Genomic DNA, 24378 nt, shown 5'->3' on the forward strand with positions numbered 1-24378 from the left:
AAAACAAGTCGAGCACAATTAGCTACATAATAAGCGGTGGATAAAAATAAATTTAAAAGTAAAAATATAACAAAATTATTGACCTCCTCTTATGTTACTTTTTATTAGTTATTTTTTATCTTGTTAAGCAATTTTATTTAATGTCAAATTTGACTTTATAACGACGAGGTCGGTAGCTTTTAGATTTGCGAAAATTATATCAACGAATAATTCAAATATGTTTATAAAATCAGCTTTTTGAGACGATAAAACAATAGCCATCAAAAGATTGTTTTGCTTATGGCGATAAAAAATGTAAATATTTTAATCATGGTATAAAAAAGAATCATTAATTTCATCTCCATGAGCAAAAAAATAATGCGAGTAAATTTTACCCGCACAGTCTGCTATAAATCACCTGATAAAAGACTTGACAATAAACTATTTTGTAAATTACTTATCGTAGAAAAATCTTTTTTAATAAAAGCTCTCTGATATTGGTCGTTAAATTTTTTTATATCACCAAAAGCCTTTTCTCTTAGATTTTCTTTAAAATCATTAAACTCATTATTTAATCTCAACCGTTCCATAAAATCATATTTGCCACTTGCAAGCTTTTCTTTTAGCTTTTTGCGTTCGATTTCTATCTCTTCATTTATTTTGTCAAGCGTAATCTTCTGATTATAGTTCGTAACTGAAGTCATAGTATATATATTTGGGCGATCTTGTATATCAAGTTTATATTTTGCAGCCTCATACCGATCGCGTAATTTTTTTTGCGTATCATAAAATTTATCAAAAGCTTCTTGTCTAGACTCTGTATCTTTTTCTTCGTAATTTTCTAGTTTTTTTACGTAGCTCTGAAAAATTCTATCGTAGCCTTTTGAAAAAGCCCTGCCTAAGGCAAGCTGTTGTGAATGTATGTCATTTTTTACTTGCATATTTTATCTCCTTTATAATATATAAGAATAAAACAGCAATAAATGTTCCAGTTTTAATAAGTAGAAATAAAAAAGGGTCTCTTGTTATAAAGAGACCCTTGAAATAGCTATTGCAAAAATACGAGGTATTATGCAAGAACTATAGTATCAGCACCAGCTGCACCACCTAAGGCTTGAACGCCGGTAGTACCTGCTAGCTGTACAACGGTATCCACAGCACCGTCTTGGAACAAGAACGTGCTATCTGCAGTACCGTCACCGTCCTGATCGTAAGCAAAAGCAACCGTCTTAGTAGTACCATTCAACTCTTTAGCAAAATAATCTAATACATCGTTAAGATTCTTAGAATTTACCACCGTAGCTTGAGTATGAGCGGCATCGCTATAGAATGTAGCTACACCATTTGTAATTCCATAAGCTTGGATGGCTTTACCCTGACCTGAGGCAATATCTTGAGCGCCAGCAGCTTTGTTATCAGCTACTAAAGTGCTTGAAAGCTCAAGCTTATCGCTACCGGCGGCAGCTGTAGAGAAACCATATATAACATCATGAGATCCTTTAACTGACTCTCCATCAGCTATTTTGATAGTATCTGTTGCTCCGTCGTCTTTTACTTTGCCACCCTCATAAATATTGTTTGTAGCAAATACGTCAGCACCTTTACCGCCTTCAAACACGTCAGCGCCTTTGGTACCTACCGCAGCATCGTTTCCATTTCCGCCATTAAACGTAAGCTTAGTAACATCAGGGGCGGTTATAACTACGTCGTTTCCATCTCCGCCATTAACTTTTGCATGGTGAGCGCCTTTTGCTATCCAGAAGTTATCCTTGTCATTGCCAGTTCCCTTTTTAAGCTTCTCTTCATCCGTAGCACCAGTACCGTCAACAGTATAATCCCATGTATCGTTATTTAGATTATAGTTTTCTGCAAATCTACCATTTAAAGTAGTAGCACTACCTTGGATTTGGCCACCCTGCCACTGAACTTTTAGAGTAGATCCCTCTCCAGAAGCTATAACCTGGTTTACATAATTATTTGTACCATCTGTAGCTTGAGCTAGAGTAATATCAGTATTCTCAGCTACATCTCCTTTTACGGCAATCTGAACGTTAGCTACACCAGCTAATTTAGTAACTGTAGTAGCCGCGTTTACTGTATTTATAGATGTACCGAAGTTATCTTTATAAGAATCATAACCTCTACCAAATGCAACAGTATCGTTACCATCTCTAGCAGTTACAGCATCGTCGCCATCGCCTACGTCTATAACGTTGTCACCCCTGTGTGCGTAAACTTTATCATTTGCGCTTCCAGTAGTAATAAAATCAGACTGAGCAGAACCGGTAATCTCATTTTTGCCGTCACCAGCTGCTATCTTAATGCCTTTACCAGCTGAACCTAAGGCGTTAAATTTACTACCGCCATCACTAATCTTAACTGTAGCACCGTCACCCAATCCTACGACGCGTGCAATAAATTCACCCATTACATTTGAAGCATCAACAAGACTTATACTGTTATTTAGGTCATTTGCAGTTACAGTATTGAGATTAAGATCTCTTTTTGCGTTTAGAGTCAAGGTCTCCAGATTTTTGCCTGCGATATTTTTAATCTCTGTAGTAACAGTTGCAGCATCCTTTTTTATTCTCTCATCATTTACATTAACGGTGATATTTTTAGTACCGTCGACAGTGATTTGCTCTACAGTGTAGCTCTTAGCACCTTTGTCAATATCATCAAGTTTTGAGTCGATATTAACATTTACGCTCTCAGCTTTATTGTCTAAAAGTTTTACTCCATTAAAGTGCTGATCGGTTTCTTCATCAACGTAAGGCTCTGCAGGATTCGCACTTGGTCCTTTTTGATCAACCTTGTCAAGGTCACCTTTAAAGTTAAGCTCAGTTATGTTTGTAGAGCTCTTGACTGTAATAACTTTAGTGGCATCTACTGTTTTACCCATACCTTTGACACCATATCCCAAACTACTTACTTTGTCAGTTTGAGCAACAGCCTCTTGAGACATGACAACTAGTTTGCTTACATCTTTACTTACAATATCAAGAGTGACATTTTTGCTAGCAGCGATATGGATGCCTTCTATACCAGCTAGATTAAGAGCGCCATCTTTACTAAAGATAGCTCTGACAGTATCATTATCTCCGCCGGCATCGGTTATCTTATCTTTACCATCAAGACCATCAAGCTCTGCAAATGTCAAGACATCATTACCTGTTCCAAGTTTAATATCTTGACCAGGATTTGTATCTTGATCTTTTACTGTTAGTCTTAGATCACTCTTTTGAGCGCTTGCATCCACAGTCTTAGCTACAACTTCGCCATCAACAGCATAGTATAAATCTTTTGTGCCACCTGTAAGAGTTATCGTTCCAGTGTGATCATTGGCATTTGTAAATTTAACACTATTGCTCTCAGAGTCGCTATCATTGATTTTTAAGTTTTCAACGCCTTTTGCGCCAATCTCATACTCGAAAGTATTGTCTTTATTGTTTGCATCTACGACTTTAAAGTTTAGAGTATCATCTTTGCCTTTAGCGTCTTTTAAATTTGCAACGATTTTTGTATCAAAGTTGCCGTCACTATCAGAATCGCCAACAGCATGCTCTACAACTATCTCGCCTTCTTTTGCAAATTTTTCAGAAATATCATTAAGAGTAAATGTGCGAGCGGTGCCGATAGTTTCGTTTCGAACTACTACGTTCTTAAGATTTTCATCAAATCTGTCAAAATCCATCTCTAGATCACTTTTTTGAGCTCTCATCTCTAGAGTTTCGATATTTGTTATAGTAGCCTTACCTTCAGTTTCATATTCGCCTATTGAGCCGCCCACCATAACTAATTTATCTTGACCTTCACCGCCATTAATAGAAATTCTATCTTCAACACCATTTCGTAGATAGAAAGTATCGCCCAGTTTGCTACCGATAATATCGGTATATTGTTTTTTACCAGAATCAAATGGATCAAATGCATTTTTAACAATATCTGATATGTCAAGAGTTAGCTTGCCATTATAGTTCGAAGCATCAAGTTTAGTAAAGCCTCTTGTTCCAACCGCTTGGATACCACCATCTTTAACTTCATAAAATTGAGGATTTGCACCAGCGTTTAGCTCAACATCAGCTATTTCTAAGCTACCGCTACCTTTTATAGTAAGCTCTCTTAGCTGATTTGCCTCAAATTTATCCATAGAAACATCTTGTTTGGAAACTAAATCTAATTGCTCGTATCCTTCAGTATTAGCGTCACTAGTAATTGAAAGAGATTTTGCGTCTACTTTTTCTAAGAACACACTAGATTTGTCTTCAAAACCCGCTAGAACGCCTTTTTTGTGTTCAAATTTGACATTTATGTCTTTTTTTGCAACATTAGCTAATCTCATACCGTCAAGCTTTTGACCTATGCTCTGAACAGTAAATTTATTTGCAGCCTCTTGAGTAACTCTGTCTATATTGACTTTTTCTACATCATTAGAATCGCGCAAATCAAGAGTATTAACAGTTCCAGTTACTTGAATGTTAATGTTTTGAACATTATTAAGTATAGGCGTTCTTGAACCAGGATCAGCCTCGTCGCCATTTATATGTCCAAATTCAACATTTAATGTATTGTCCGCTCTTGAAGCATCGCCAGTTAGCCTATCACTACTTTGAAGCGTCATAATCCTATCAGTGCCACCAGGGTTATGCTTCATGCCCGCATTAAATACATTTGCAGTCAATGTATCTGTATCTGTAGTTAGCTCGGCAGCTGTTCCCGGATTTACAGGAGCAGAATTCCAATCTACTGAACTATCAGTTGAGATATTAACCAAACTATCAACAAACGCTTTTGCATCAGTTAAACTAGATGGGTTTGAAGTTACTTTTGTAAGAGCTTCTTTGAAAGGTGCAAGATCTTTAACTTTTAGATCTTTTCCTTCAACCTTTGTAGCAGTATAGTCAGATAGAGCTACTTTATTGTTAAAATAATCTTGTGCGGCACCTTTATTTGCAGGATCTTGTGCAGCTTTGATAAGCTCAGAAACTACTAAACCACGTGAGTTACCAGCCTTTAGGGCATCAACCCAAAATTTGATACCCGCAGGATCTTCTACTTGTGTCTTGTTAAGCGTATTTTTATAGATATGCTTAATAAAAGCTTCGTCGCTAGTCAAAGCAGAACCGAAGTACTCTTGAGCAGCAGTTGTAGCTAGCATCGCATTAGCGCCGGCAGCTACGTCTGAAACCGCACTTTGCCAGTATTTATTTCCAGCACCTTCAGATACTCTACCAAAAAGAGTAACGTAAAGCTGAGAAACTTGTGTTTGTGTTAAAGCCATTAAGGACTCCTTAAAATGAAATTTGGTAGTTGCAAAGACCTACCATAGTAGAATCAACCGAGATAAGGTAACCGCAGATGAGCCTACTAAGGTCTGCTCTGTGTCCTACCTACTATCGATAGTACTTTTGCAAATACTTAAGGGTTATTATAACATAAAAGCTAGGAAATAAGTTTAATTCATTATTAAAAACAGACGAAATTTACCGAAAATTTGAGAAAATTTTAAAAAAAATTGTTTTACTTTGGCACTTTTTAAATATATTTTAAGTTTATGGGTGATAAGATTGCATCTGGACAAAAAATATTTCAAACGAAAGGAAGTCAGTGGGTAGAAAAGCAAGAGAGATAATCGGCGGAACGGTTTTAGTAAAACAAAACGGCGACTTTTGCAAAAATGAGAGCGAAGTAGAAATATACAAGACCAAGCTTACGGATACGGCAAATAGATATGGAGCTCAAATTTACGGCTACTACATAGGCAAGACGAGCGTGATGCTGTATCTGCAAAGCGAAGATATAGCTAAATTTATGCAGATATTAAATAGTTCCTTTTCAAGGGAAAGAAATAAAAAAAGGGGAGACGAACCGATCGGCAAGACGGAAAGATACGAAGCAACTATAGTCGGAGATAATGAGAAGGACGACGTGGCTAAATTTATAAAGCAAAACGGCGGAACGGTATTTGTCAAGACTAGCAAAAATATCAGTATAGACAAAAAACATAATATAAATAATATAAAAAAAAGGAAAAACATGAACATAACGGCCCTGCATTCAGATGAACACAGAGACCTAAGATATGTGGGTGGCGCCCTGCCCGATACCCCAGTAGCAAAGATCACGATATCTGAGATGAAAAAATGCGCTGAAAATTTCTGCATAGTCTTTACCAACGAGATAGTGCCGACGATGCTGGTGCTGCTAGGACGAGACGGAAACGTAATGATAGATGAAAATTTTAACGGCTACGTGCCTGCAAGCCTAAAAAACTATCCGTTTTTACTCGGCAACGCAGACGGCAAAAGAGTACTCTGCGTCGATATGGACTCCGAGCAGATACAAAAAGGCGGTGAGAAAGGCGAGATATTATTTGACAATGAGGGCAACAAAAGCGATTTCTTGGACAAAGTAGTATCGGCTTTAAAAAACTACGATGCGGATTTTAGAAAAACAGAAGTAATGATGGAAGAGATAAAAAAAGCAGGAATTTTAGTCGATAAAGAGTTAAATTTAAAGGTAGGCGAGGAAAATTACGTGCTAATAAAAGGCTTTTCGATCGTGAGCAAAAGCAAGCTAAACGAACTAGACGACAAAACTTTGGCAATGTTCGTTAGAAACGGATATATGAATCTAATCAACATACACCTAAGCAGTTTGAGCAACTTCCAAACTCTAGCCTCAAGGATACTTTCAAAATGAGCACGTCCAAAAAAGAAAACGAACTAAAAAGCATACTCAGAAAATCCAAAAAGTGCTTGATATATGCGGGTATCTTTAGTGCTTTCGTAAATTTACTGATGCTGACGCCTCCTTTATACATGCTTCAGCTTTACGGCCGCGTGGTAACATCAAGAAGCTTGGATACGCTCACTATGCTTACTTTAATAGTAGTGTTTCTATTTGTAACAATGGGGCTTTTTGAGATACTTAGATCGCGCGTACTGATAATATTTGCCAATCAGATGGATCAAAATTTATCAGGCAGGGTTTACGACGCGATATTTAAACTAGCTGCAAGAAATCCGTCAAAAACTACTTCGCAGGCGATGAGTGACATAAATACGCTCAAGCAATATCTAAGCGGAAACGGAGTGTTTGCATTTTTAGATGCTCCGTGGCTACCGATATATATCGCGATACTGTTTTTATTTCACCCGTACTACGGCTGGTTTAGCGTATTTGCCGCGATTTTTCTTTTTATCCTTGCGCTTTTAAACGAAAACGCAACAAAAGACGGGCTTAAAAACTCAAATGACAGCTACAAAAAAGAGATGCGTTTTGTGGATTCAAATTTGAGAAACTCCGAAGTCATACAAGCTATGGGAATGAATGCAAATTTGAGAAAAATTTGGGAGAAAAAGCATGATGAGTTTTTGAATTCACATTCGGACGCAAGCTCAAAAGCCGGAGTCTACGCAAACATAAGTAAAACGGCACGCGTCACCTTTCAGTCCTTGATGCTGGGCCTTGGTGCGTACCTCGTCGTAAAAATGGAGCTAACTCCAGGAATGATGATTGCGGGATCAATTATAATGGGCAGAGCTCTGGCTCCGCTTGATATCTTGATAGCCAGCTGGAAAAACTACAAGGGTGCGAAAGAGAGCTATCAAAGACTAGATAGATTTTTAGACGAATTCCCTGCTGAAACCGACAGAATAAAACTTCCAGATCCTATAGGCCAGATAGAGTGTCAGAGCGTATCCTTAGTGCCGCCTAACGCAAAAACCTTATCGCTAATGGACGTAACGCTAAGCCTAAACGCCGGAGATATGTGTGCGGTGATAGGACCGAGTGCGGCAGGCAAAAGCTCGTTTGCCAGAGCAGTGCTGGGTGTATGGCCTTTATTTAAGGGAACAGTCAGAGTAGACGGTGCGGATATAAACCAATACGACAGCAACCACCTTGGAGAATTTGTAGGGTACTTGCCTCAAGATGTGGAGCTTTTCGAGGGAACAGTAGCTGAAAATATAGCAAGGTTTGGCGAACTAGACTCCGAGGAAATAATAAAAGCGGCAAAACTAGCTAACGTGCATGAGATGATATTAAATTTACCGGAAGGCTACGATACCAAAATAGGCATGGGCGGCTCAAGCCTAAGCGGAGGACAAAGACAAAGGATAGCTTTGGCTAGAGCATTTTATAAATCGCCCAAGATAATCGTACTGGATGAGCCAAACGCAAGCCTCGACGAAGCCGGAGAAAGAGCGCTGCATCAAGCTCTGCTAAATATGAAAGGCAAAGCTACTATCATATTGATAACTCATAAGCTAAACATACTAGGAATAGTCGACAAAATAGCGGTTCTAACCGCCGGCAGACTTATATATTTCGGTCTAAGAGACGCTGTACTACACGAGCTTACCAAAAATCAAAACCAGGCTGTGCAGCAACAGGCTAAGCAAAAGATAACAGAGGAAAAATAATGATACTGTCTGACGAAAGAGGAACGATAAGATTTGGCCTACTAACTATTTTGATATTAGTTGGAGTGTTTGGCGGCTGGGCAGCTTTTGCCCCACTTAAAGGCGGTGCCGTAGCGGTCGGAAAAGTAAGCGTAATAAACGACAAGAAAGTCGTACAGCACCTAGAAGGCGGCGTAGTAGACGAAATTTACGTAAAAGACGGCAATAAGGTAAAAGAAGGGGACGTACTTTTAAGAATAAGAAACTCTAGACTCCAAGCAGACCTTAACGCTTCCGCAACAGAATATCTACAAAACGGTGTCTTGGAAGCCAGGCTTATAGCGCAGAGGGATAGCGAAAAACAGATAAATTTCAGCGACGAGCTAAAGAAACTAGACGGCTTTAAAGAAGCTTCGGAAGCGCAAATAAGTATCTTTAATGAGCAAAGAAAAATGCTAAGCGATGAAAAAGAGATACTAAATCAGCGCATCTCTCAGCTCTATAAGCAAATAGATGGACTAAACGCCATAATATCCTCAAGAAAACTAAGAGCAGCATCGCTAGACGAAGAGATAAAAGAGTGGGATAGGCTATATAAAGAACAACTAAGCGACAAGATAAGGCTTAGAGACTCAAAGCGAGAAAAGATAGCTGTTGACGGCGAGATAGCCTCAAGCGCGGCAGAAATCGCTAGACTAAACGTCCAAATAACCGAGACGAAATCTCAAATAATTTTAAGGGAAAGAACCTTTAAAGAAGAAGTCCTAAAGCAACTAGAAAACGTAACAAAATCTATAAACGCTCTAAGATCAAGATATATAGCCCTAAACGATCAACTGACTAGAACCGAGATAAGGGCTCCGATAAGCGGAACAGTTGTAGGTATGACCGTGCATACTATTAGTGGCGTCGTGCGCCCGGGCGAAGTAATAATGAACATAGTTCCGGATACGAGCGAATATATCGTCGATGCAAAGATGAACTTGACCGATATAGACAAAGTCACTATAGGACTACTAGCCGACGTGCGCTTTAGCGCATTTGAGCTTCAGCAAGCCCACGTAGTAGAGGGCGAAGTCATATATATATCCGCCGATAGCTTACAGGATAATAACGGACATCAGTTCTATGAGATAAAGGTTAAACTCACCGAAAACGGCATAAAGGAACTAGAGAATAATAAATTTTTCTTGCTTCCAGGTATGCCTGCAGAGGTAATGGTGCAAACGACCGATAGAACAGTTTTAAGCTATATCTTAAATCCGTTTACGAATATGTTTAAAAGGGCATTTAATGAAGATTAAAATTTTATCCCTACTTGCCGCGCCGATACTTTTGTCGGCGCAGTCCGCAAGCTTATCTCAAGCCTATAATATGGCTCTAGGCAACGACGAAGAGTACAAATATTATATGTACAACAGTCTAGCCGGAGAGCAAAGGTACAATCAAGCCTTATCTCAGTTGTTGCCTACCATAAACGGCGACCTATCCTATCATGGCGACAAATATAAAAGATTCAACAAGAACAGCAATGAAAGCTACACGAGTTACGGCGTGACGCTAAGGCAGCCGATATTTCAACCATCCTTGTACTACCAAAGGCAACAAGAAGAACTAAGGATGCAAGGAAGTCATATCGAGCTAGAACATAGCAGACAAGAGCTTGCCAAAAAAGTAGCCAAGGCGTATTTTGAACTAGCCTATGCTAATGCAAATTTAAAACTAGCACTAAGCTATCAAGATGCAAATAGGGCTAAATTTGAGCAGATGGAGCGCTCGCTCTCACTAGGACTCACCAATAAAATGGACATGCTCGAATCAAAAGTGAGATACGATGAGTCGATGCTAGGCGTAAGCAAAGCACAAAGAAGCATAGACATAGCCAAGATGTCGCTTTTTAAACTAGTCGGGCAGGACATCGATACTATGGAGTATTTTGAAAATATAAATATTGATTTTTTCAAAAATCTTGATCTTAGAAAATACAGCGACATAGAACAAAATTTAGATTACAGACAAAGCGCGCTACTGACGCAAATAGCCGAAAAAGAGCACACCAAGCGTAAAAGCGAACATCTGCCGACCATCGACTTTTCTATAGGCTACTCAAACAACGATTACAAGGATGATAGAGCTTTTGGCGATAAAAATCATAGGGTTGAAACCAATATCCGCCTAAATATGCCGATATTTTCAAGCTGGTACACAAGCTATAGGGTTGAAGAAGGCATGTTTTTAAGGCAAGCTAGCATCTCTAGACAAAACGATACTAGAAAAAATGTCGATATCGCACAAAGACAAGCCACCATCAACCTCCAAAACTATATCCAAGAGTACGACATAAACGTAAGGTCGCTTGAGCACGCTAATGTATACGAACGCTCAATAGAGCGCGGATACGAAGAGGGACTAAAGGATCTAGTCGATCTACTAGACGCTAAAGCTAGAGTCCACAAGATAAAAAATGAACTGATAGCTTCTGCTCGAAACGTGGTTTTGGCCTATCTTGAGCTTGAAAGCCTAATAAATGACATAAACGAACAAAGCATGAGCAAGCTTGAGAGCGCGTTTAACTAAGCAGTTTTAAAAACAGCTCATTATGAGCTTTGGCGGACTTTGCCCAAGAAAAATCTTTGCAGCGGCGAAGTCCAATCCTCGCGAAATCTTCCCTCATTTTCTCGTCAGTAAGTAAAATTTGTAGCTTCTCTTTTAAATCCGCTTCGTTTAAAGGATCGAAATAAACCGCATCCTCGCCGTAAATTTCTCTAAAAACTTCGATATCAGATAACGCTACCGCACACCCGCAAGCCATCGCTTCAAGCGGTGGAATACCAAAGCCCTCATAGATGGACGGATATACAAAAACGCTAGCCGAACTATAAAGAGCCGCCAGCTCCTCGTCTGCGACAAAACCCGCAAATTTGATATTTTTATTTTGATTTATGAGCTCATGGACTTGCGAGTTTTCCCAGCCTTTTGCGCCGACGATAACTAGGTCAAATTTAGTCTGCAAATCGCTTGGCAATAGATTGTAGGCTTTAATAAGCGTAGCGAGATTTTTCCTAGGCTCAATAGAGCCCGCAAAAAGTATAAATTCTTTTGCCAAATTTAGCTTAGCCTTTACGGCTACTTTTTGTGTATCGTCTTTTGGGTGAAAAACTTTATCATCATAGCCGTGGTATATTACGCTAATTTTGCTTTCATCAAATCCTAAAATTTCCACAATCTCGTTTTTGGTAAAATTTGATCCAGTGACGATATGCGTGGCTTTTTTTATATTTTGCATAAAGGTTTTTTCAAAAAACTCTATGCGATCTTTCGGATGAAATTCGCTAAATTTGATAAAAGTAAAATCATGTACCGAGACCACGAGATGTCTCGCTTCAATATCAAGTGGGATAAAATTCGGCTGAAAATAAAGGTCGAATTTCATCCCTTTAAAATTTCGCTCGTTTAGCTTTTTTAAAAATAGTCTAAAACGCGTCTTTACACCTAGAGGCAGTAGTCGCACAAACCATTTTAGTTTTTTTACCAAACTTTTTTTGAGTGAATTTGAAAAAGACGTTTTCTGTTCACAGCCCTTAAAAATTAGCTCTTTTGAAACAAATCCATAGTCGTAAAAGAGCTCAAATTTATCTTTATCCAGCCTTTTTACGATCTCGTAAGCGTATCTGCCGATACCTGTGAGCTGCGAAATAAGCGGCTTTGCGTCGATTAAAATTTTAGCTTTGCCCTCTTTTTTTGGTGCGCAGTTTTTAATTTTACTCGTTTTCATACATCCATTTTAGCGTTTGCTTGATGTGCGTTTTGCACAAATTTAGCCCGTTTGCTTCAAGCCTCGCAGTATCGGCCGTTATTTCCTCGGGCTCGTCCGCTCGCATAAACGCGGGATTTTGCTCGACTTTTATATCGCACCCTGAGATCTCTCTCATAAAATCTAAAATTTCGCCTATGCCGTACCCTTTGCCCGAGCCGATGTTAAAAATCCTCTCGCCGGTCTTTAAATTTAAAAGCTTTTCATAAATTTTAACCACGTCCAAAACATTGTTGTATTCGCGCTTTGGGGTTAAATTTCCAAGCTTGATGACGCTAGCGTTTCGCTTAAAATGCGATACGATTTTAGGAATCAAAAAATTCACGCCCTGCCCCGCTCCCGTGTAGTTAAACGGGCGCATTATCAAGATATCAAGGTCGTAATCCTTTGCTAAATTTTCCATTTGCAATTTACTTTTAGCGTATACAGATAGGGGATGCGGCGTCAAATTTTCGGACAAGGCTCCGGCTTCTTGCGCGCCGTAAACCGAAGCCGAACTTGCCAAAATCACTCTTTTGGGCTTTTTTCTTTGCTCGCCAAGCGCATCGAGCAGGTTTTTGCTGCCTGCAACATTTACCTTAAAAATAAGCTCCGCATCGCTTGGCGCAAAAGAAATACCAGCCAGATGGATCACGAAATCAGGATCAAATTTGAGGGCGTCTTTTATGCTTTTTATATCGCAGATATCGCAGTTTTGCGTCGTAGCCTCAAAGACTTCGTAGCCTAAATTTTTTAGATGCGCGCACAAATACCTGCCGCTAAAACCCTCCGCGCCCGTTACGAAAACCTTAAAACTCAAAGCCGCGCTCTATTTTTTTAAGATCGGCCTTAACCATCATAGCGCAAAGCTCTTTGACGTCCGTTTTCGCCTGCCAGCCAAGCTCTTTTTTAGCCTTGCTCGCATCTCCGATGAGCAGATCGACCTCGGCGGGACGATAAAACTGCGGATCGATGCAGACTAAAATTTTGCCGTTTTTATCGCGCGCGACCTCGTTTTCACCCTCGCCTTCAAATTTCAGCTCGATATCAAGCGCCTCGAAGCTAAGCCTCACAAAGTCGCGAACCGTCGTCGTTTCGCCCGTAGCGAGCACGAAGGTATCGGGCCTATCGTGCTGCAAGATCGCGTGCATGCCTTGGACGTATTCGTAGGCGTAGCCCCAGTCGCGCTTGGCGTCCATATTTCCCAGCTTTAAAACCTCGGCTTTTTTCAGCGCGATCTTTGCGGCGGTGTTTGTGATTTTTCTCGTAACGAACTCAAGGCCTCGCAAAGGACTTTCGTGATTAAATAGTATGCCGCTGGAGCCAAAGATATCGTAACTCTCGCGGTAATTTACCGTAATAAAGTGCCCGTAAAGCTTAGCCACGCCGTAAGGTGAGCGCGGATAAAACGGCGTATCTTCGCTCTGCGGGATAGCTTGGACCTTGCCAAACATCTCCGAGGTACTGGCTTGATAAAATTTGATATTTTTATCTACGATGCGCACGGCTTCGAGCAAATTTAGCACGCCTATGCCGGTAGCGTTTGCTGTGTGAAAAGGCTCTTTGAAGCTAACTCCGACAAAGCTTTGCGCGGCAAGGTTATAGATTTCGTCCGGTCTAACCTCGGAGACGACGCTTAGGATGTTAAAAGGATCGGTTAGATCCATCTCTAAAATTTGCAAATTTTCGTTTTGCGCGACTTCAATCTCGTTTAAACGCCACAAATTTAGGCTCGCCGTTCGCCTGCACGCGCCGTAAACTTTATAGCCAAGATCCAGCAAATACTTCGCTAAATAGGCTCCGTCTTGCCCCGTGATACCCGTGATTAACGCTTTTTTCATTATAATTCTCCTGTTAAAATTTGATAAGCCTGCTCGGTGCTTTGTCGCCACGATACAAGCTCTATTAGGTCTGATTTGATGTGTTTGTCCTCTTTAAAATCCCCGAGCCACCTCTCTATGGTGCCCGCTAAATCATCGTCATCCTTAAAAAACGTCGCCGAGCCGTTTGAAACCTCTTTAAACACATTAAGCTCGCGCGCTATTATCGGGATCTTGTGGATAGCAGCCTCAACGAGCGGCAGGCCAAATCCCTCGGCTCTACTTGCGGCGATGAGGCAGCTCGAGTTTTTATAAATTTCATCCAAAAGCTCGTCGCTGACGAAATTTAGATAAATAAGCCTTTTGCCGTTTTCCTCGTGTTTTTTTATCTTTTCGTAAAGCTCATCAACCATCCAGCCGACCTTGCCTGCGATAACCAAATTTATATCAAGCCCTTTTCGCCATAGCGTCTCAAACGCCATTATAGCCGCGTCGTGACCCTTTCTGGGCTCAAGCGTTCCGACCATTATAAAGGTCGGTTTTGAGCGAATTTTATCTAAAATTTCAAGCGAGGCTTTATCGAGCCCGTAGCTTGGCGCGGTCGCTTTTATATCGCAGCCAAGCTTCATACTTTTTATGATTGGCGGAGTTGGCAGATCATTTTTAGCGATATACTCTTTCACATCGTCTATGACGGCATCCGATATGCATGCAAGACCGTCCGCTACGTTTATAACGGCTTTCACCCAGCGGTCGTGATTGCCCGGGGAGACGGATGGCACAAACTGCGGATACAAAATCGGGATAAGATCGTAAATGACGAAAAACAGCTTGACACCTTTCGCGCGAAGCCTTTGATAAACGCCGTTTTTGTATGCATTTACCGCGCCGATAGGCATATAATCAAGTCCGTAAAATATATCCCCTTCGCTCATATCGGCCGCTTCATTTACGGCGTTCCACTCTTTTAGTCCGTATAGATCCCTCATAAAATCTTTAGCGCAAAAATACGTAGAGCGCAGATCGTCGTAATATATCGGCTCTATTTGGTAGGCTAAATTTCGCATTTGCAAAAGCTGCAAAAGTTGAGCTCTAACTACGCGCTGGATGCCTGTTTTTATATCTTTTACGTAAATTTCGGTTATATCGACGAAAATTTTATTTTTCTTAAGAAGCGGCGGTTTTAGCGAAGCTATGGATTTTGAAAGAGAGATGATATCGCTTTTGGATTCTTTAAAATCGGGCAAAATTTCTCTTAGTAGCGGCTTTTTGGCGTAAATTTTTTCTATAAATTTAAAATATTTCTCGGCGCAAAATTTAGGATCGTGAAATTTATCCAAATACTCTTTAGCGTTTTTGGCTATTTTTTCTCTTAAAAACATATCGCCGCAAAGCTCGTCTATAGCGGTTGAGAGCTCTTGCGAGCTAAATTTATCCTCGACAAAGCGCACGCAATCTTGCGGCAAATCCCTCATAGAGCCGTGCTTATTTACGATAACGGGCAAAGCGTAGTTAAAACAGTCCAAAACCGCAGCCGACGTCTCGCCCCTGGAGTCCGCCCTTAACTGCACGGCTATATCGCAAGCGTTTAGATACTCTTTGTAGCTATCATCGTTTGTCCAGCCCGTGATTTTTACGCGCTCTTGCAGGTCGTGCTCTTTTATGTAGCGCTTTATGAGCGAGATATACTCCATACTCGTGCTGTCGCCGACTATGGCCAAAATCGCTTCGTTTTTGGCATTTGCCAAGGTCTGCTTAAACGCCCTTACGATATCAAACGTAAGCTTGGTGGAGCCGACGTAGCCAAACGTGCAAACAACAAGCTTATCTACGGGTAAATTTAGCCTATTTTTGCATTCGTTTTTAGGCAAAATTTGAGCCGGTTTTCTAAGTAGCGGGATGACTTCAAATATACCGTTTTCGCCGTCGCAAAGCTCGTCAAATATCCTTTGAGGCTCGTTTGAATGAGCTATAACACCCAGCGACGCATCTATCAGTGCTTTATTTGCGGGATATTTTAGCACCGTTTTTTCAAGTCCGTTTTCTTTAAGAAAGCTAAGCGCTTCGTATCCGTGCGAATAGTAAAGCTCGTCGTAAAATATGGAGTGATAATAAGCGTCCTGCGTGTAAATAAGCTGCGACATATAAAAATCGTGAAAAACGACGACGCCTTCGAATTTTTTCAAAATCTCATACATATAAAGATGATAGTGCGAACCGCCCATTTGGTATATTATGCGCTCAAATTTATGCGGACCCTCCAAAAAAGCCTTCGCCTCTTTTATATCGTAAATTTGCTTTAATTCGGCATCTACATTTGCTGCGTTTTCAACAAAAACGGTTATCTCGTAATACGCGCCAAGCTCATCTAAAAGCTCTTTTGAATACAAGCTAACGCCGGTTTTTTCATTCGGTAGCGGTGAAAAAAAGGCCAAGCTCGGCTTTTTATCGCTTATCTTTTCGGGCTCGCTTTCGGGGATTTTAAATTTTTCAAATTCGTCGTAAGAAACGATAAAATCGGAATTGGTATTTTTCAAAAAATACCGCTTTAGCTTTTTTATCTCATTTTGATCGCTGATATAAAGAGTCGGCTCAAAAATATAGCATTTAAATTTGCCGAGTTTTTTTCTCAAATTTAGCGTATTTACGTCTTTGTTCGCGTTTATCAAAAACTCTATCTCGCGCTCGTTAAAACCTTCGAATTTAGCGGTATCTATGTCGCTCAAAAAGCCCAAATCGACTAAAACGCAACCCATCTCAGTCCTTTTTTAAAAGATTATAAATTTGCAGCTCTTTTTTCGTGAGCGTCTTTGCTTGTTCGTTTATTATCATCTCTTTACTCATTAAAATTTTTGATTTACGGGCGTATCTTTTTAGCCTGCCGACTATTTTTTTAGCTATTTTCATAGAAACTCGAAGCGGTTTTGTTATGCGCCACGATTTACTGTTTAGCATATCGTTTAGCTCGTTTTGAGCTGCCTCATAGCGCTGGATATAGCTACTCAAAATACCGTCTACTTGCTGTTTTAGTTCGTTATGTTTATTTAATAATTCAGCGTGTTTGTTTGCCAATTCGTTGTACTTATTGTTATAACTTGCCGAAATTTGAGCCAAATTTACTCCCGGCGTTACCGCAAAAGCTTCGTCAAATAGCTCGCTTTGATCTCCATTTTTTTGCACTATTACGGAGTAGTCGGGGCTCACACCCTCAAATACGTCAAAAATCCCCATATCGCGCTCGTATTCGGACGGCGATTTTTCATTGGTTTTAAAGATAAAATTTCGCTCCAGCCCGTAATAATGCGTAGCAAACGACAAAAGCTCGCAAGGAATAGGATTTTTATGCGTGGCATCAAGATAAAACCACTGCGTGCCGACCATTATATTTTCGGGATTTGGCGTCTCGAGGATCAAGATACCGCATGGAGCCAAAACCCTTTTTGCTTCTTTGATTAGCTCTAGCACGTCGTCAAATTTGATATGCTCCACGACTTGAAAAGCGGTTATGATATCAAGACTGCTTTCATCTAAGCTTTTTAGTTCGCCTAAAGCGTCGTTTACCGCCGCGTTTAGCCCCTTTTGCGAGGCTACTTTGACCATACTTTCATTCACGTCGATACCGCGCGCGTTAAAACCGTTTTCGTTTAGCAAGCTTATCCATTCGCCGCGTCCGCAGCCGATATCCAGGGCTTTTACTTCGTCTTTTAAAATTTTTAGAGGATTAATAAATTTTAGATATTTTTTCTGCCTCTCTTTTATGAGCTCTTCACTACCCCTAAATTTTTCCTCAAACGCCACGTAAAAATCATCGTTCATTTTTTATCTCCACTATCGGTTCAAGCCTACAAAGCCCGACAAATTCCTTTTGCTCCCCGCTTATAACCTCGAAATTTAAAGCGTTATCTATCCAGTGATAGCACTCGTTTATGTGCGTTTCGTCAGGATGAACGGCGACGGTCAAGGTGTATAATCCCACGCCGATATTTAGACGCATTTTAAAATCCACATCGTAAATTTCGCCTTTTTTAAACGCGTATTTCGCGCCTAGCAAACCGGTATTCGTGCCGTAGACGTCTTGTCCGAATTTATCTTTTATCAAAATCCCGATCGATGCGTTATCACTATCTAAATCAGACAGAAGCTTGACGCTAAATTTTACCTCGTCGCCGCAGCTTACGGTTGTAGTTTGCAAGCCGTCTTTTTGCATCGAAATTTGTAAAATTTCAACCTCTTTCGTGCCATAGTTATTTTCAGAAATCCTGATCTCTTCGTCCTCTTTTGATATCTCGGAGATCAAATAGTTATAAGTATCGAGCACGTCGGAAGGATTGCCATCCTGGACCATCCTGCCTGATTTTAAAAGTATTATACGGTCGCAAAGCAGTTTAAGCGCGTTTAGATCGTGCGAGACGAATATCACGCTTTTTCCCAGTTGCTTGATCTCCTTTAGCTTTTTGACGCATTTTTGCGAAAAGTGCGCGTCGCCCACGGACAGCGCCTCGTCGATGATAAATATAGACGCGTCCGAAAAAATAGCGATGGAAAAAGCAAGACGCACGACCATACCTGAAGAGTAGGTACTTATGGGCAAATTTATAAAATCCTTTAACTCACTAAATTCAATGATATTTTGTAAATTCGCATCGATATAGGCTCTATCCATACCGAGCAAATAGCCGTTAAAATAGATATTTTCTATACCATTTAGATCGTAGTTAAATCCCGCTCCAAGCTCCAAAATCGCGGCGATTTTTCCCGCTTTCTCGACAGTGCCCGAGCTTGGCGCCAAAACGCCGCTGATTATCTTTAAAAGAGTAGATTTGCCTGCGCCGTTAAGCCCGATGATGCCCAGACTCTCGCCGCTTCTTAGATCAAAACTAATATCGCGGTTCGCAAAGAAACTTTTGTGACATTTTTTACCGAAAAATATCTCTTTTAAGCGGTCGCTCTCGCGTTCGTAAACTTTAAATTCCTTGCTTATATTTTTTACACTTAAAACTACGCTCACAATACGTCCTTAACGGCGCTTATGAGTTTTTTATAAAAGTAAAATCCCAGCAAAAAAGCAACCGATGCCGCAAAAAACGGAGCGATAAAATCTGAAATTTTAAACTCGTCAAATAAAAATATATTTTGATACGGTTTTATAAAATAATAAAGCGGATTTATATCAAGCAAAATAGGCGCTTTTTTTTCTATAATCTCGGCCGGATAGACTATCGGAGTAGCCCAAAAAAGTAGCTGCAAAACTATCGGAACGACCTCTTTGATATCTCTAAAAAATACCGAAAACACGGAAAATAAAAGCCCAAACCCAAATGTAAAAATAAACTGAAGCGCCATAAGCGGAATGAGAAATAGCAAATTTAAGCTAAGTCCCTTGACAGCGGCTAAAAACAGAATGCCGATAAACATAGAAAATGCAAATATTATGTACTGTATGATGAGCGGACTAAGCTCAAACGCATAAAGCGGGGTGCTAACTTTTTTTAGGATGCCGGCTTTTGCAAAGGGCGTTTCTATCATTATAGCCAACGCACTACTAAAAGCCGAAAACGCAAAAAGCCCCGGTATCAAGTATATGCTGTAAGAGTAAGCCTGATCGCTGATACCAAGCCTCGCACTCATAAAATCAGAAAATATAACGGTGTATATAAAAAGCATCACGATAGGCGAAACGATATACCAAATTTGGCCGAGTCCGGTTTTTGCGTATCTGCTTTTTAAATCGAATTTTACAAGTTGATAAATGTTTATTATTTTATTTTTTATCAATAATTAGCCTAAATTTTTATTTATATTCTACCCAAATTTGATTAAATTTTATACAAACTATCCCTTTAAAACGATACTGATTGTCCTAAAAAGTATGCTTATGTCGCCCCAAACCGATAAACTATCTACATATTTGCAGTCGATTTGAACCCGCTCGTCAAATGAAATTTCATTCCTGCCGCTCACCTGCCAAAGCCCCGTAAGCCCCGGCCTGACCCTTGTTATCTTGCCTAAATTTTTGCCGATTTGTTTTTTTTCGTAAAACATATACGGACGCGGTCCAACCAGGCTCATTTCAAGCCTAAGAACGTTAAAAAGCTGCGGCAACTCGTCAAGAGAAGTGCGTCTGATAAATCCGCCGACTTTTGTTATGCGCGGATCAAATTCGTATTTGTGAAATTTTGCAAAATGCTCGACCTCTGCAGGATTTTGCTCGAGATAATCGTCTAAAATTTTACGCCAATTTTTATGCATAGATCTAAATTTATAGCAGCTAAACGGCTTGCCAAAGCGCCCTATTCGCTTTTGCTTGAAAAATATGCTCTCGCCCGGCTCGTTTATCTTTACGACTGCGGCTATGACGGCGACGACCGCAAGCCAAATCGGCGCACTAGCGATAACAATAGCATAATCAACTACGGCTTTTAGCAAAATTTTAGAGCGCAACCTCATAGCTCGCCCTCTAAAAATCTCTCGTAGCTATCCTCTACGAGCCGCTTTATCTCGCGTTCAAATCGTTCTTTTGAAAATTTTAGCGCGTTTTGTCTGATCGCTTGCGGATCAAATTTGTCACTATTTTTTTCAAATTTTATCAGCGCTTCGTTTAGGCTAGCTTCGCTTTGCTCGCTAAAATAAACACCCGTAACGCCGTCTATCACGCTCTCTTTCGCTCCGCCTCTACCCAGACAGACCACGGGCGTCCCGCAGGCCTGAGCCTCTACTGGAGCTATACCGAAGTCCTCTATCGCCGCAAAAACAAAGGCTTTTGCACTGCTCATCAGCTCAGCAGTCTCGCGCGCATCCCTGAAGCCTAAAATTTCAATATTACTTTTGGCGATATTTTTGATCTCGTTCATCTGCTCGCCGCCCCCTACAACGACTAGCTTTTTACCGTTTTCGTTAAAGGCGCGCACGATTAAGTCGATCTTTTTATATGGCACTATCCTTGAAACCGTGACGTAAAAATCCTCTTTATTTTCGTTTAATTTAAAATTTGCGGTATCTACGGGCGGATAGATCACGGCGGCGTCTTTGCCGTAAATTTTACGTATACGGCGCGCGATAAAATTTGAGTTTGCGACGTAAACGTTGGCTCTATTTGCCGCGGCGATATCCCACAGACGGATTTTATGTAAAATATACCTAGCCAGCATCGATTTTAGCCCGCATTCTAGCTCGTTTTGGCGCAAATAATCAAAATACATATCCCAAGCATAGCGCATCGGAGTGTGGATATAACTTATATGAAGCTGATTTGAATGCGTCAAAGCGCCCTTTGCCACGGCATGCGAGCTGGATAGCACGACATCGAATTCGCTCAAGTCAAACTGTTCTATCGCCAGCGGAAAAAACGGCAAATAGATTCTAAATTTGCTCTTTGCAAACGGTAAATTTTGAATAAAACCGGTGCGAGCAAATTTACCTTTTAAAATCTTTTGCCTATCGTCGAATTTAAGGTAATCAACGAGGCTAAAAACCTCAAAATCATCCCAAATATCCGTAAAGCTCTGCACGCAACGCTCGGCTCCGGCATAGGTTTCTAGCCAGTCGCAAACCAGAGCTTTTTTCATCCGCGTCGCCGCTACTTTCTATCATAGTCGTCGCTGATGCGCACGATATCGTCCTCGCCCAGATACTCGCCCGTTTGCACTTCTATGACGATGAGATCCGAGTTCGTAGTGTTTTCCAGACGGTGAGTCTGTCCTTTTTTTATATATATAGACTCGTTTCGTTTTATCTGCATCTCACTATTATCTATGGTTACTAACGCCTCGCCCTCTACGACGACCCAGTGCTCGTTTCGCTTAAAGTGCTTTTGCAAGCTTAGTCTTTTGCCGGGTTTAACCACTATCTTTTTCATTTTGTAGCCGCTGCCCTCGCCTAGCACCTCGTAACTACCCCACGGACGGTACACGCTCGTGTGCGTTTCGCAAATTTCAGGCAACGAATTTGAAAAGTGCTTATAAACCTCTTTTACCTTTTGCGAGCTACCTTTTTTAGCGATCAAAAGCGCGTCTTTGGTATCGACTACGAGCAAATTTTGCACATCCACGAGCGCGGTCGGTTTTTTAGTTAGGATGAAATTTTCGCTTGCGCCGATTTGTAGCGATTCGCCCTCGTTTTTTATCTTTTTACTCAGCTCGTCAAAGCTGCCCATATCGCTCCAGCCAGCATCAAGAGGCACCATTTTGATGTTTAGGCTTTTTTGCATTAAGGCATAGTCGATACTGATATCCTCGATCTTATCCATAAAATTCGGACTTATTTTTAGCAGGCAAGGCTCGTTTACCGAGCCCTCTATCGCCGCCGCAACATCCTTTACGATACTTGGCGCATATTTTTTCATCTCGCTTAAAAACACGCCCGCCTTAAAGCAAAACATGCCGCTATTAAAATAATATCCGCCCTCTTTAATAAATTTAGTAGCGGTTTCGAGGTTAGGCTTTTCGATAAATCGCTCCACATCGCCGTTTTTATCAGCCTTGATGTAGCCGTAACCGGTATTTGGCTCGCTAGGTTTTATGCCAAACGTCACCAAAAATCCTTGACTTGCGTAACTTTTTGCGATCAAAAGAGCCTTTTTGTATTCAGCCTCCTCCTCGATCAAATGATCGCTCGGAGTAACGAGTAAAATTTCGTCCTCATCGCAGCAAAGCGCCGCAAAGGTGATCGCCGCGGCAGTATTTTTACCGAAAGGCTCAAGAATAAATTTATCTATTTTTTTACTTCCGCATTCGTCAAGCGCCAAAAAATAGTGCGCCTCGTTGCAAACGATGATCGTTTTTTGTGCGTGTACGTTGCGTCTAAGCGTAAGGTCAAAGAGCGATTTGCCGTTAAAAAGTCTGATAAATTGCTTTGGCATTAGCGTTCGCGACAACGGCCAAAGTCTCGTGCCCGAACCGCCGCAAAGTATAACGTTTGTCATTTTTACGCCTTTTGCTTTAAATTTTCGACCAAATTTAAAAATGTTTCTTGAAGCCGCGCCAGTAAATTTTCATCCTTGGTCTCAAATCTCGTAACGATAACCGGCGTCGTATTTGAGGCTCGCACTAGCGCCCAGCTACCGTCGTCAAATCTCACTCTAACACCGTCTATATCGATGATTTCAGCTATCTTACCTAGGCCTGCTAGCAAATTTTGCGCGTCGCCCTTCTCGTAAATTTCTACCAAGACCTCTTTTAGATTTGCAACCAGCTTAAATTTTTGCGCGTCGGTCGTTTTTACCTTGATCTCGTCGGTGCTAAAAACCTTCGGTAGTTTATCCAGCTCGCCGTCTAGGTTGAAGCCTTTTGCCACAAGCTCTAGCGCGCGAAACATCGCGTACGTCGCGTCGTCAAAGCCGAAATACCGCTCTTTAAAGAAAATATGCCCGCTCACCTCGGCCGCCATGTCGATATTTAGCTCTTTCATCGCCTTTTTGATATTGCTGTGACCGGTCTTGCCCATGAAGCTTTTGCCGCCGTGCGCGTCGATCTCGTCGTACATATTTTGCGAGCATTTGACCTCGCCCAGCACTCGCGGATTTTTCATCGCAAGGCTATATAGATATGCTAGCTCGTCGCCTTTTATGTTGCGTTTTTTGGTTAGAACCGCGATGCGGTCGCCGTCGCCGTCAAAACCAAACCCTATGTCAAATTCGCCCTTGAGCGCGGCCTTTAGGTCGCTTAAATTTTTCTCCTCGCTAGGATCGGGGTGATGATTTGGGAAGTTTCCGTCGGGCTCGGGGTATAAAATTTGAGCATCCAAATTTAACGCCTCGCAAATTTCAGGTAGAACCGCTCCGACCGCGCCGTTTGCGCAGTCGATGACGATTTTGAGCGGCAGAGCCTTTAAATGCGCAAACTGCTCTATAAGAAAATTTTTATAAGGCGTCGCGATGTCGAATTTTTCGGCTCTCAAATCGTCTGGAATTTGCGTTTTTGCCGCGATGTCGTCTAGCACGGCGACTTTTAGCTTTTGCAAATCCTCGCCGAAGTAACTGTCCTTAAAAATCGTGATTTTAAAGCCGTTGTACTCTTTTGGATTATGAGAGCCGGTTATCATTACGTTTGCGTCAAATTTATCCGAAAACACGCTAAAATACCCGACCGGCGTCGGCAGTAAGCCGATACCATAGACCTTGATCCCGGCTAAATTTAACCCGCTAACCAGCCAGCCGAAAATCTCACCCGCGCTTAGTCTAGCATCATATCCTACGCTAACGTTTTTTGCGCCTCGGCGTAGCATTTCTCGGCCCAAATTTAACCCGATCGCCTTGACGCTCGTTTCGTTTAGATCGCGCTCATAAACGCCGCGTATATCGTATTCTCTAAAAATTTCATCTATCAAAATTTTACCTTTTTAAATTTATTTTATTTTAAGACGGCGTATTTTAGCATTTTTGGGT

Annotated in this window: 17 protein-coding genes; 4 read left to right on the top strand and 13 right to left on the bottom strand. The window is 41.0% G+C overall.

What is annotated here, in order from left to right; translation table 11 throughout:
* Positions 1 to 386: 386 nt before the first annotated feature.
* Together H7R39_RS09535 and H7R39_RS09540 are read right to left on the bottom strand one after the other, a co-directional pair.
* Positions 387 to 920: a hypothetical protein gene (locus H7R39_RS09535; protein ID WP_185899002.1), complete on the bottom strand. Its 534-nt coding sequence runs from the start codon at positions 918 to 920 to the stop codon at positions 387 to 389.
* 128 nt (positions 921 to 1048) lie between these two features.
* The gene (locus tag H7R39_RS09540; protein ID WP_185899003.1) at positions 1049 to 5260 is read right to left on the bottom strand and encodes a DUF4214 domain-containing protein; all 4212 of its coding nucleotides are present in this window, start codon (positions 5258 to 5260) and stop codon (positions 1049 to 1051) included.
* Between the two features lie 326 nt (positions 5261 to 5586).
* Here H7R39_RS09540 and H7R39_RS11560 point away from each other — a divergent pair, with 326 nt between their 5' ends.
* The 4 genes from H7R39_RS11560 to H7R39_RS09560 are packed head-to-tail and all read left to right on the top strand — an operon-like array spanning position 5587 to position 10961.
* A complete protein-coding gene (locus tag H7R39_RS11560) occupies positions 5587 to 6681 on the top strand; it encodes a SapC family protein (RefSeq protein ID WP_185899004.1) in 1095 nt (364 codons plus the stop codon).
* Positions 6678 to 8405: a type I secretion system permease/ATPase gene (locus H7R39_RS09550; protein ID WP_185899005.1), complete on the top strand. Its 1728-nt coding sequence runs from the start codon at positions 6678 to 6680 to the stop codon at positions 8403 to 8405. Before H7R39_RS11560 ends, H7R39_RS09550 begins: the two co-directional genes overlap by 4 nt.
* Positions 8405 to 9688: an HlyD family type I secretion periplasmic adaptor subunit gene (locus H7R39_RS09555; protein ID WP_185899006.1), complete on the top strand. Its 1284-nt coding sequence runs from the start codon at positions 8405 to 8407 to the stop codon at positions 9686 to 9688. The genes H7R39_RS09550 and H7R39_RS09555 overlap by 1 nt, the downstream gene beginning before the upstream one ends.
* Positions 9678 to 10961 (top strand): TolC family protein, encoded by a 1284-nt coding sequence (locus H7R39_RS09560; protein WP_185899007.1) that lies wholly within the window; start codon positions 9678 to 9680, stop codon positions 10959 to 10961. Before H7R39_RS09555 ends, H7R39_RS09560 begins: the two co-directional genes overlap by 11 nt.
* On the opposite strand, the gene H7R39_RS09565 is transcribed toward H7R39_RS09560, so the two are convergent.
* Genes H7R39_RS09565 through H7R39_RS09615 form a run of 11 tightly spaced genes read right to left on the bottom strand, consistent with a single transcriptional unit; the run spans position 10954 to position 24320 of the window.
* Positions 10954 to 12159: a glycosyltransferase family 4 protein gene (locus H7R39_RS09565; protein ID WP_185899008.1), complete on the bottom strand. Its 1206-nt coding sequence runs from the start codon at positions 12157 to 12159 to the stop codon at positions 10954 to 10956. The two genes, H7R39_RS09560 and H7R39_RS09565, sit on opposite strands and share 8 nt — an antisense overlap.
* On the bottom strand, positions 12146 to 12997 hold the full coding sequence (locus H7R39_RS09570) for an NAD-dependent epimerase/dehydratase family protein (RefSeq protein ID WP_185899009.1): 852 nt from the start codon (positions 12995 to 12997) through the stop codon (positions 12146 to 12148). Before H7R39_RS09570 ends, H7R39_RS09565 begins: the two co-directional genes overlap by 14 nt.
* Positions 12987 to 14018: a GDP-mannose 4,6-dehydratase gene (gmd, locus tag H7R39_RS09575; protein ID WP_185899010.1), complete on the bottom strand. Its 1032-nt coding sequence runs from the start codon at positions 14016 to 14018 to the stop codon at positions 12987 to 12989. The genes H7R39_RS09570 and gmd overlap by 11 nt, the downstream gene beginning before the upstream one ends.
* A complete protein-coding gene (locus tag H7R39_RS09580) occupies positions 14018 to 16753 on the bottom strand; it encodes a glycosyltransferase (protein ID WP_185899011.1) in 2736 nt (911 codons plus the stop codon). The genes gmd and H7R39_RS09580 overlap by 1 nt, the downstream gene beginning before the upstream one ends.
* A gap of 1 nt (position 16754) precedes the next feature.
* Entirely contained in the window at positions 16755 to 17813 is a 1059-nt protein-coding gene (locus H7R39_RS09585; protein ID WP_185899012.1) for a class I SAM-dependent methyltransferase, read from the bottom strand.
* Positions 17803 to 19005 carry an ABC transporter ATP-binding protein gene (locus H7R39_RS11565; RefSeq protein ID WP_185899013.1) on the bottom strand — a complete coding sequence of 401 codons (1203 nt, stop codon included), beginning with the start codon at positions 19003 to 19005 and terminating at the stop codon, positions 17803 to 17805. Before H7R39_RS11565 ends, H7R39_RS09585 begins: the two co-directional genes overlap by 11 nt.
* Positions 19002 to 19772 carry an ABC transporter permease gene (locus H7R39_RS09595; protein ID WP_185899014.1) on the bottom strand — a complete coding sequence of 257 codons (771 nt, stop codon included), beginning with the start codon at positions 19770 to 19772 and terminating at the stop codon, positions 19002 to 19004. Before H7R39_RS09595 ends, H7R39_RS11565 begins: the two co-directional genes overlap by 4 nt.
* A 57-nt stretch (positions 19773 to 19829) precedes the next feature.
* A complete protein-coding gene (locus tag H7R39_RS09600) occupies positions 19830 to 20444 on the bottom strand; it encodes a sugar transferase (protein ID WP_185899015.1) in 615 nt (204 codons plus the stop codon).
* Positions 20441 to 21562, bottom strand: coding sequence for a glycosyltransferase family 4 protein (locus H7R39_RS09605; RefSeq protein WP_185899016.1), 1122 nt, complete (start codon positions 21560 to 21562; stop codon positions 20441 to 20443). The genes H7R39_RS09600 and H7R39_RS09605 overlap by 4 nt, the downstream gene beginning before the upstream one ends.
* A gap of 11 nt (positions 21563 to 21573) precedes the next feature.
* The gene (locus H7R39_RS09610; protein WP_185899017.1) at positions 21574 to 22917 is read right to left on the bottom strand and encodes a mannose-1-phosphate guanylyltransferase/mannose-6-phosphate isomerase; all 1344 of its coding nucleotides are present in this window, start codon (positions 22915 to 22917) and stop codon (positions 21574 to 21576) included.
* A gap of 2 nt (positions 22918 to 22919) precedes the next feature.
* Positions 22920 to 24320: a phosphomannomutase/phosphoglucomutase gene (locus H7R39_RS09615; RefSeq protein WP_185899018.1), complete on the bottom strand. Its 1401-nt coding sequence runs from the start codon at positions 24318 to 24320 to the stop codon at positions 22920 to 22922.
* Between the last annotated feature and the right edge of the window lie 58 nt (positions 24321 to 24378).

The organism is Campylobacter massiliensis (assembly GCF_014253065.1).
In the GTDB taxonomy this organism is placed as follows: domain Bacteria; phylum Campylobacterota; class Campylobacteria; order Campylobacterales; family Campylobacteraceae; genus Campylobacter_A; species Campylobacter_A massiliensis.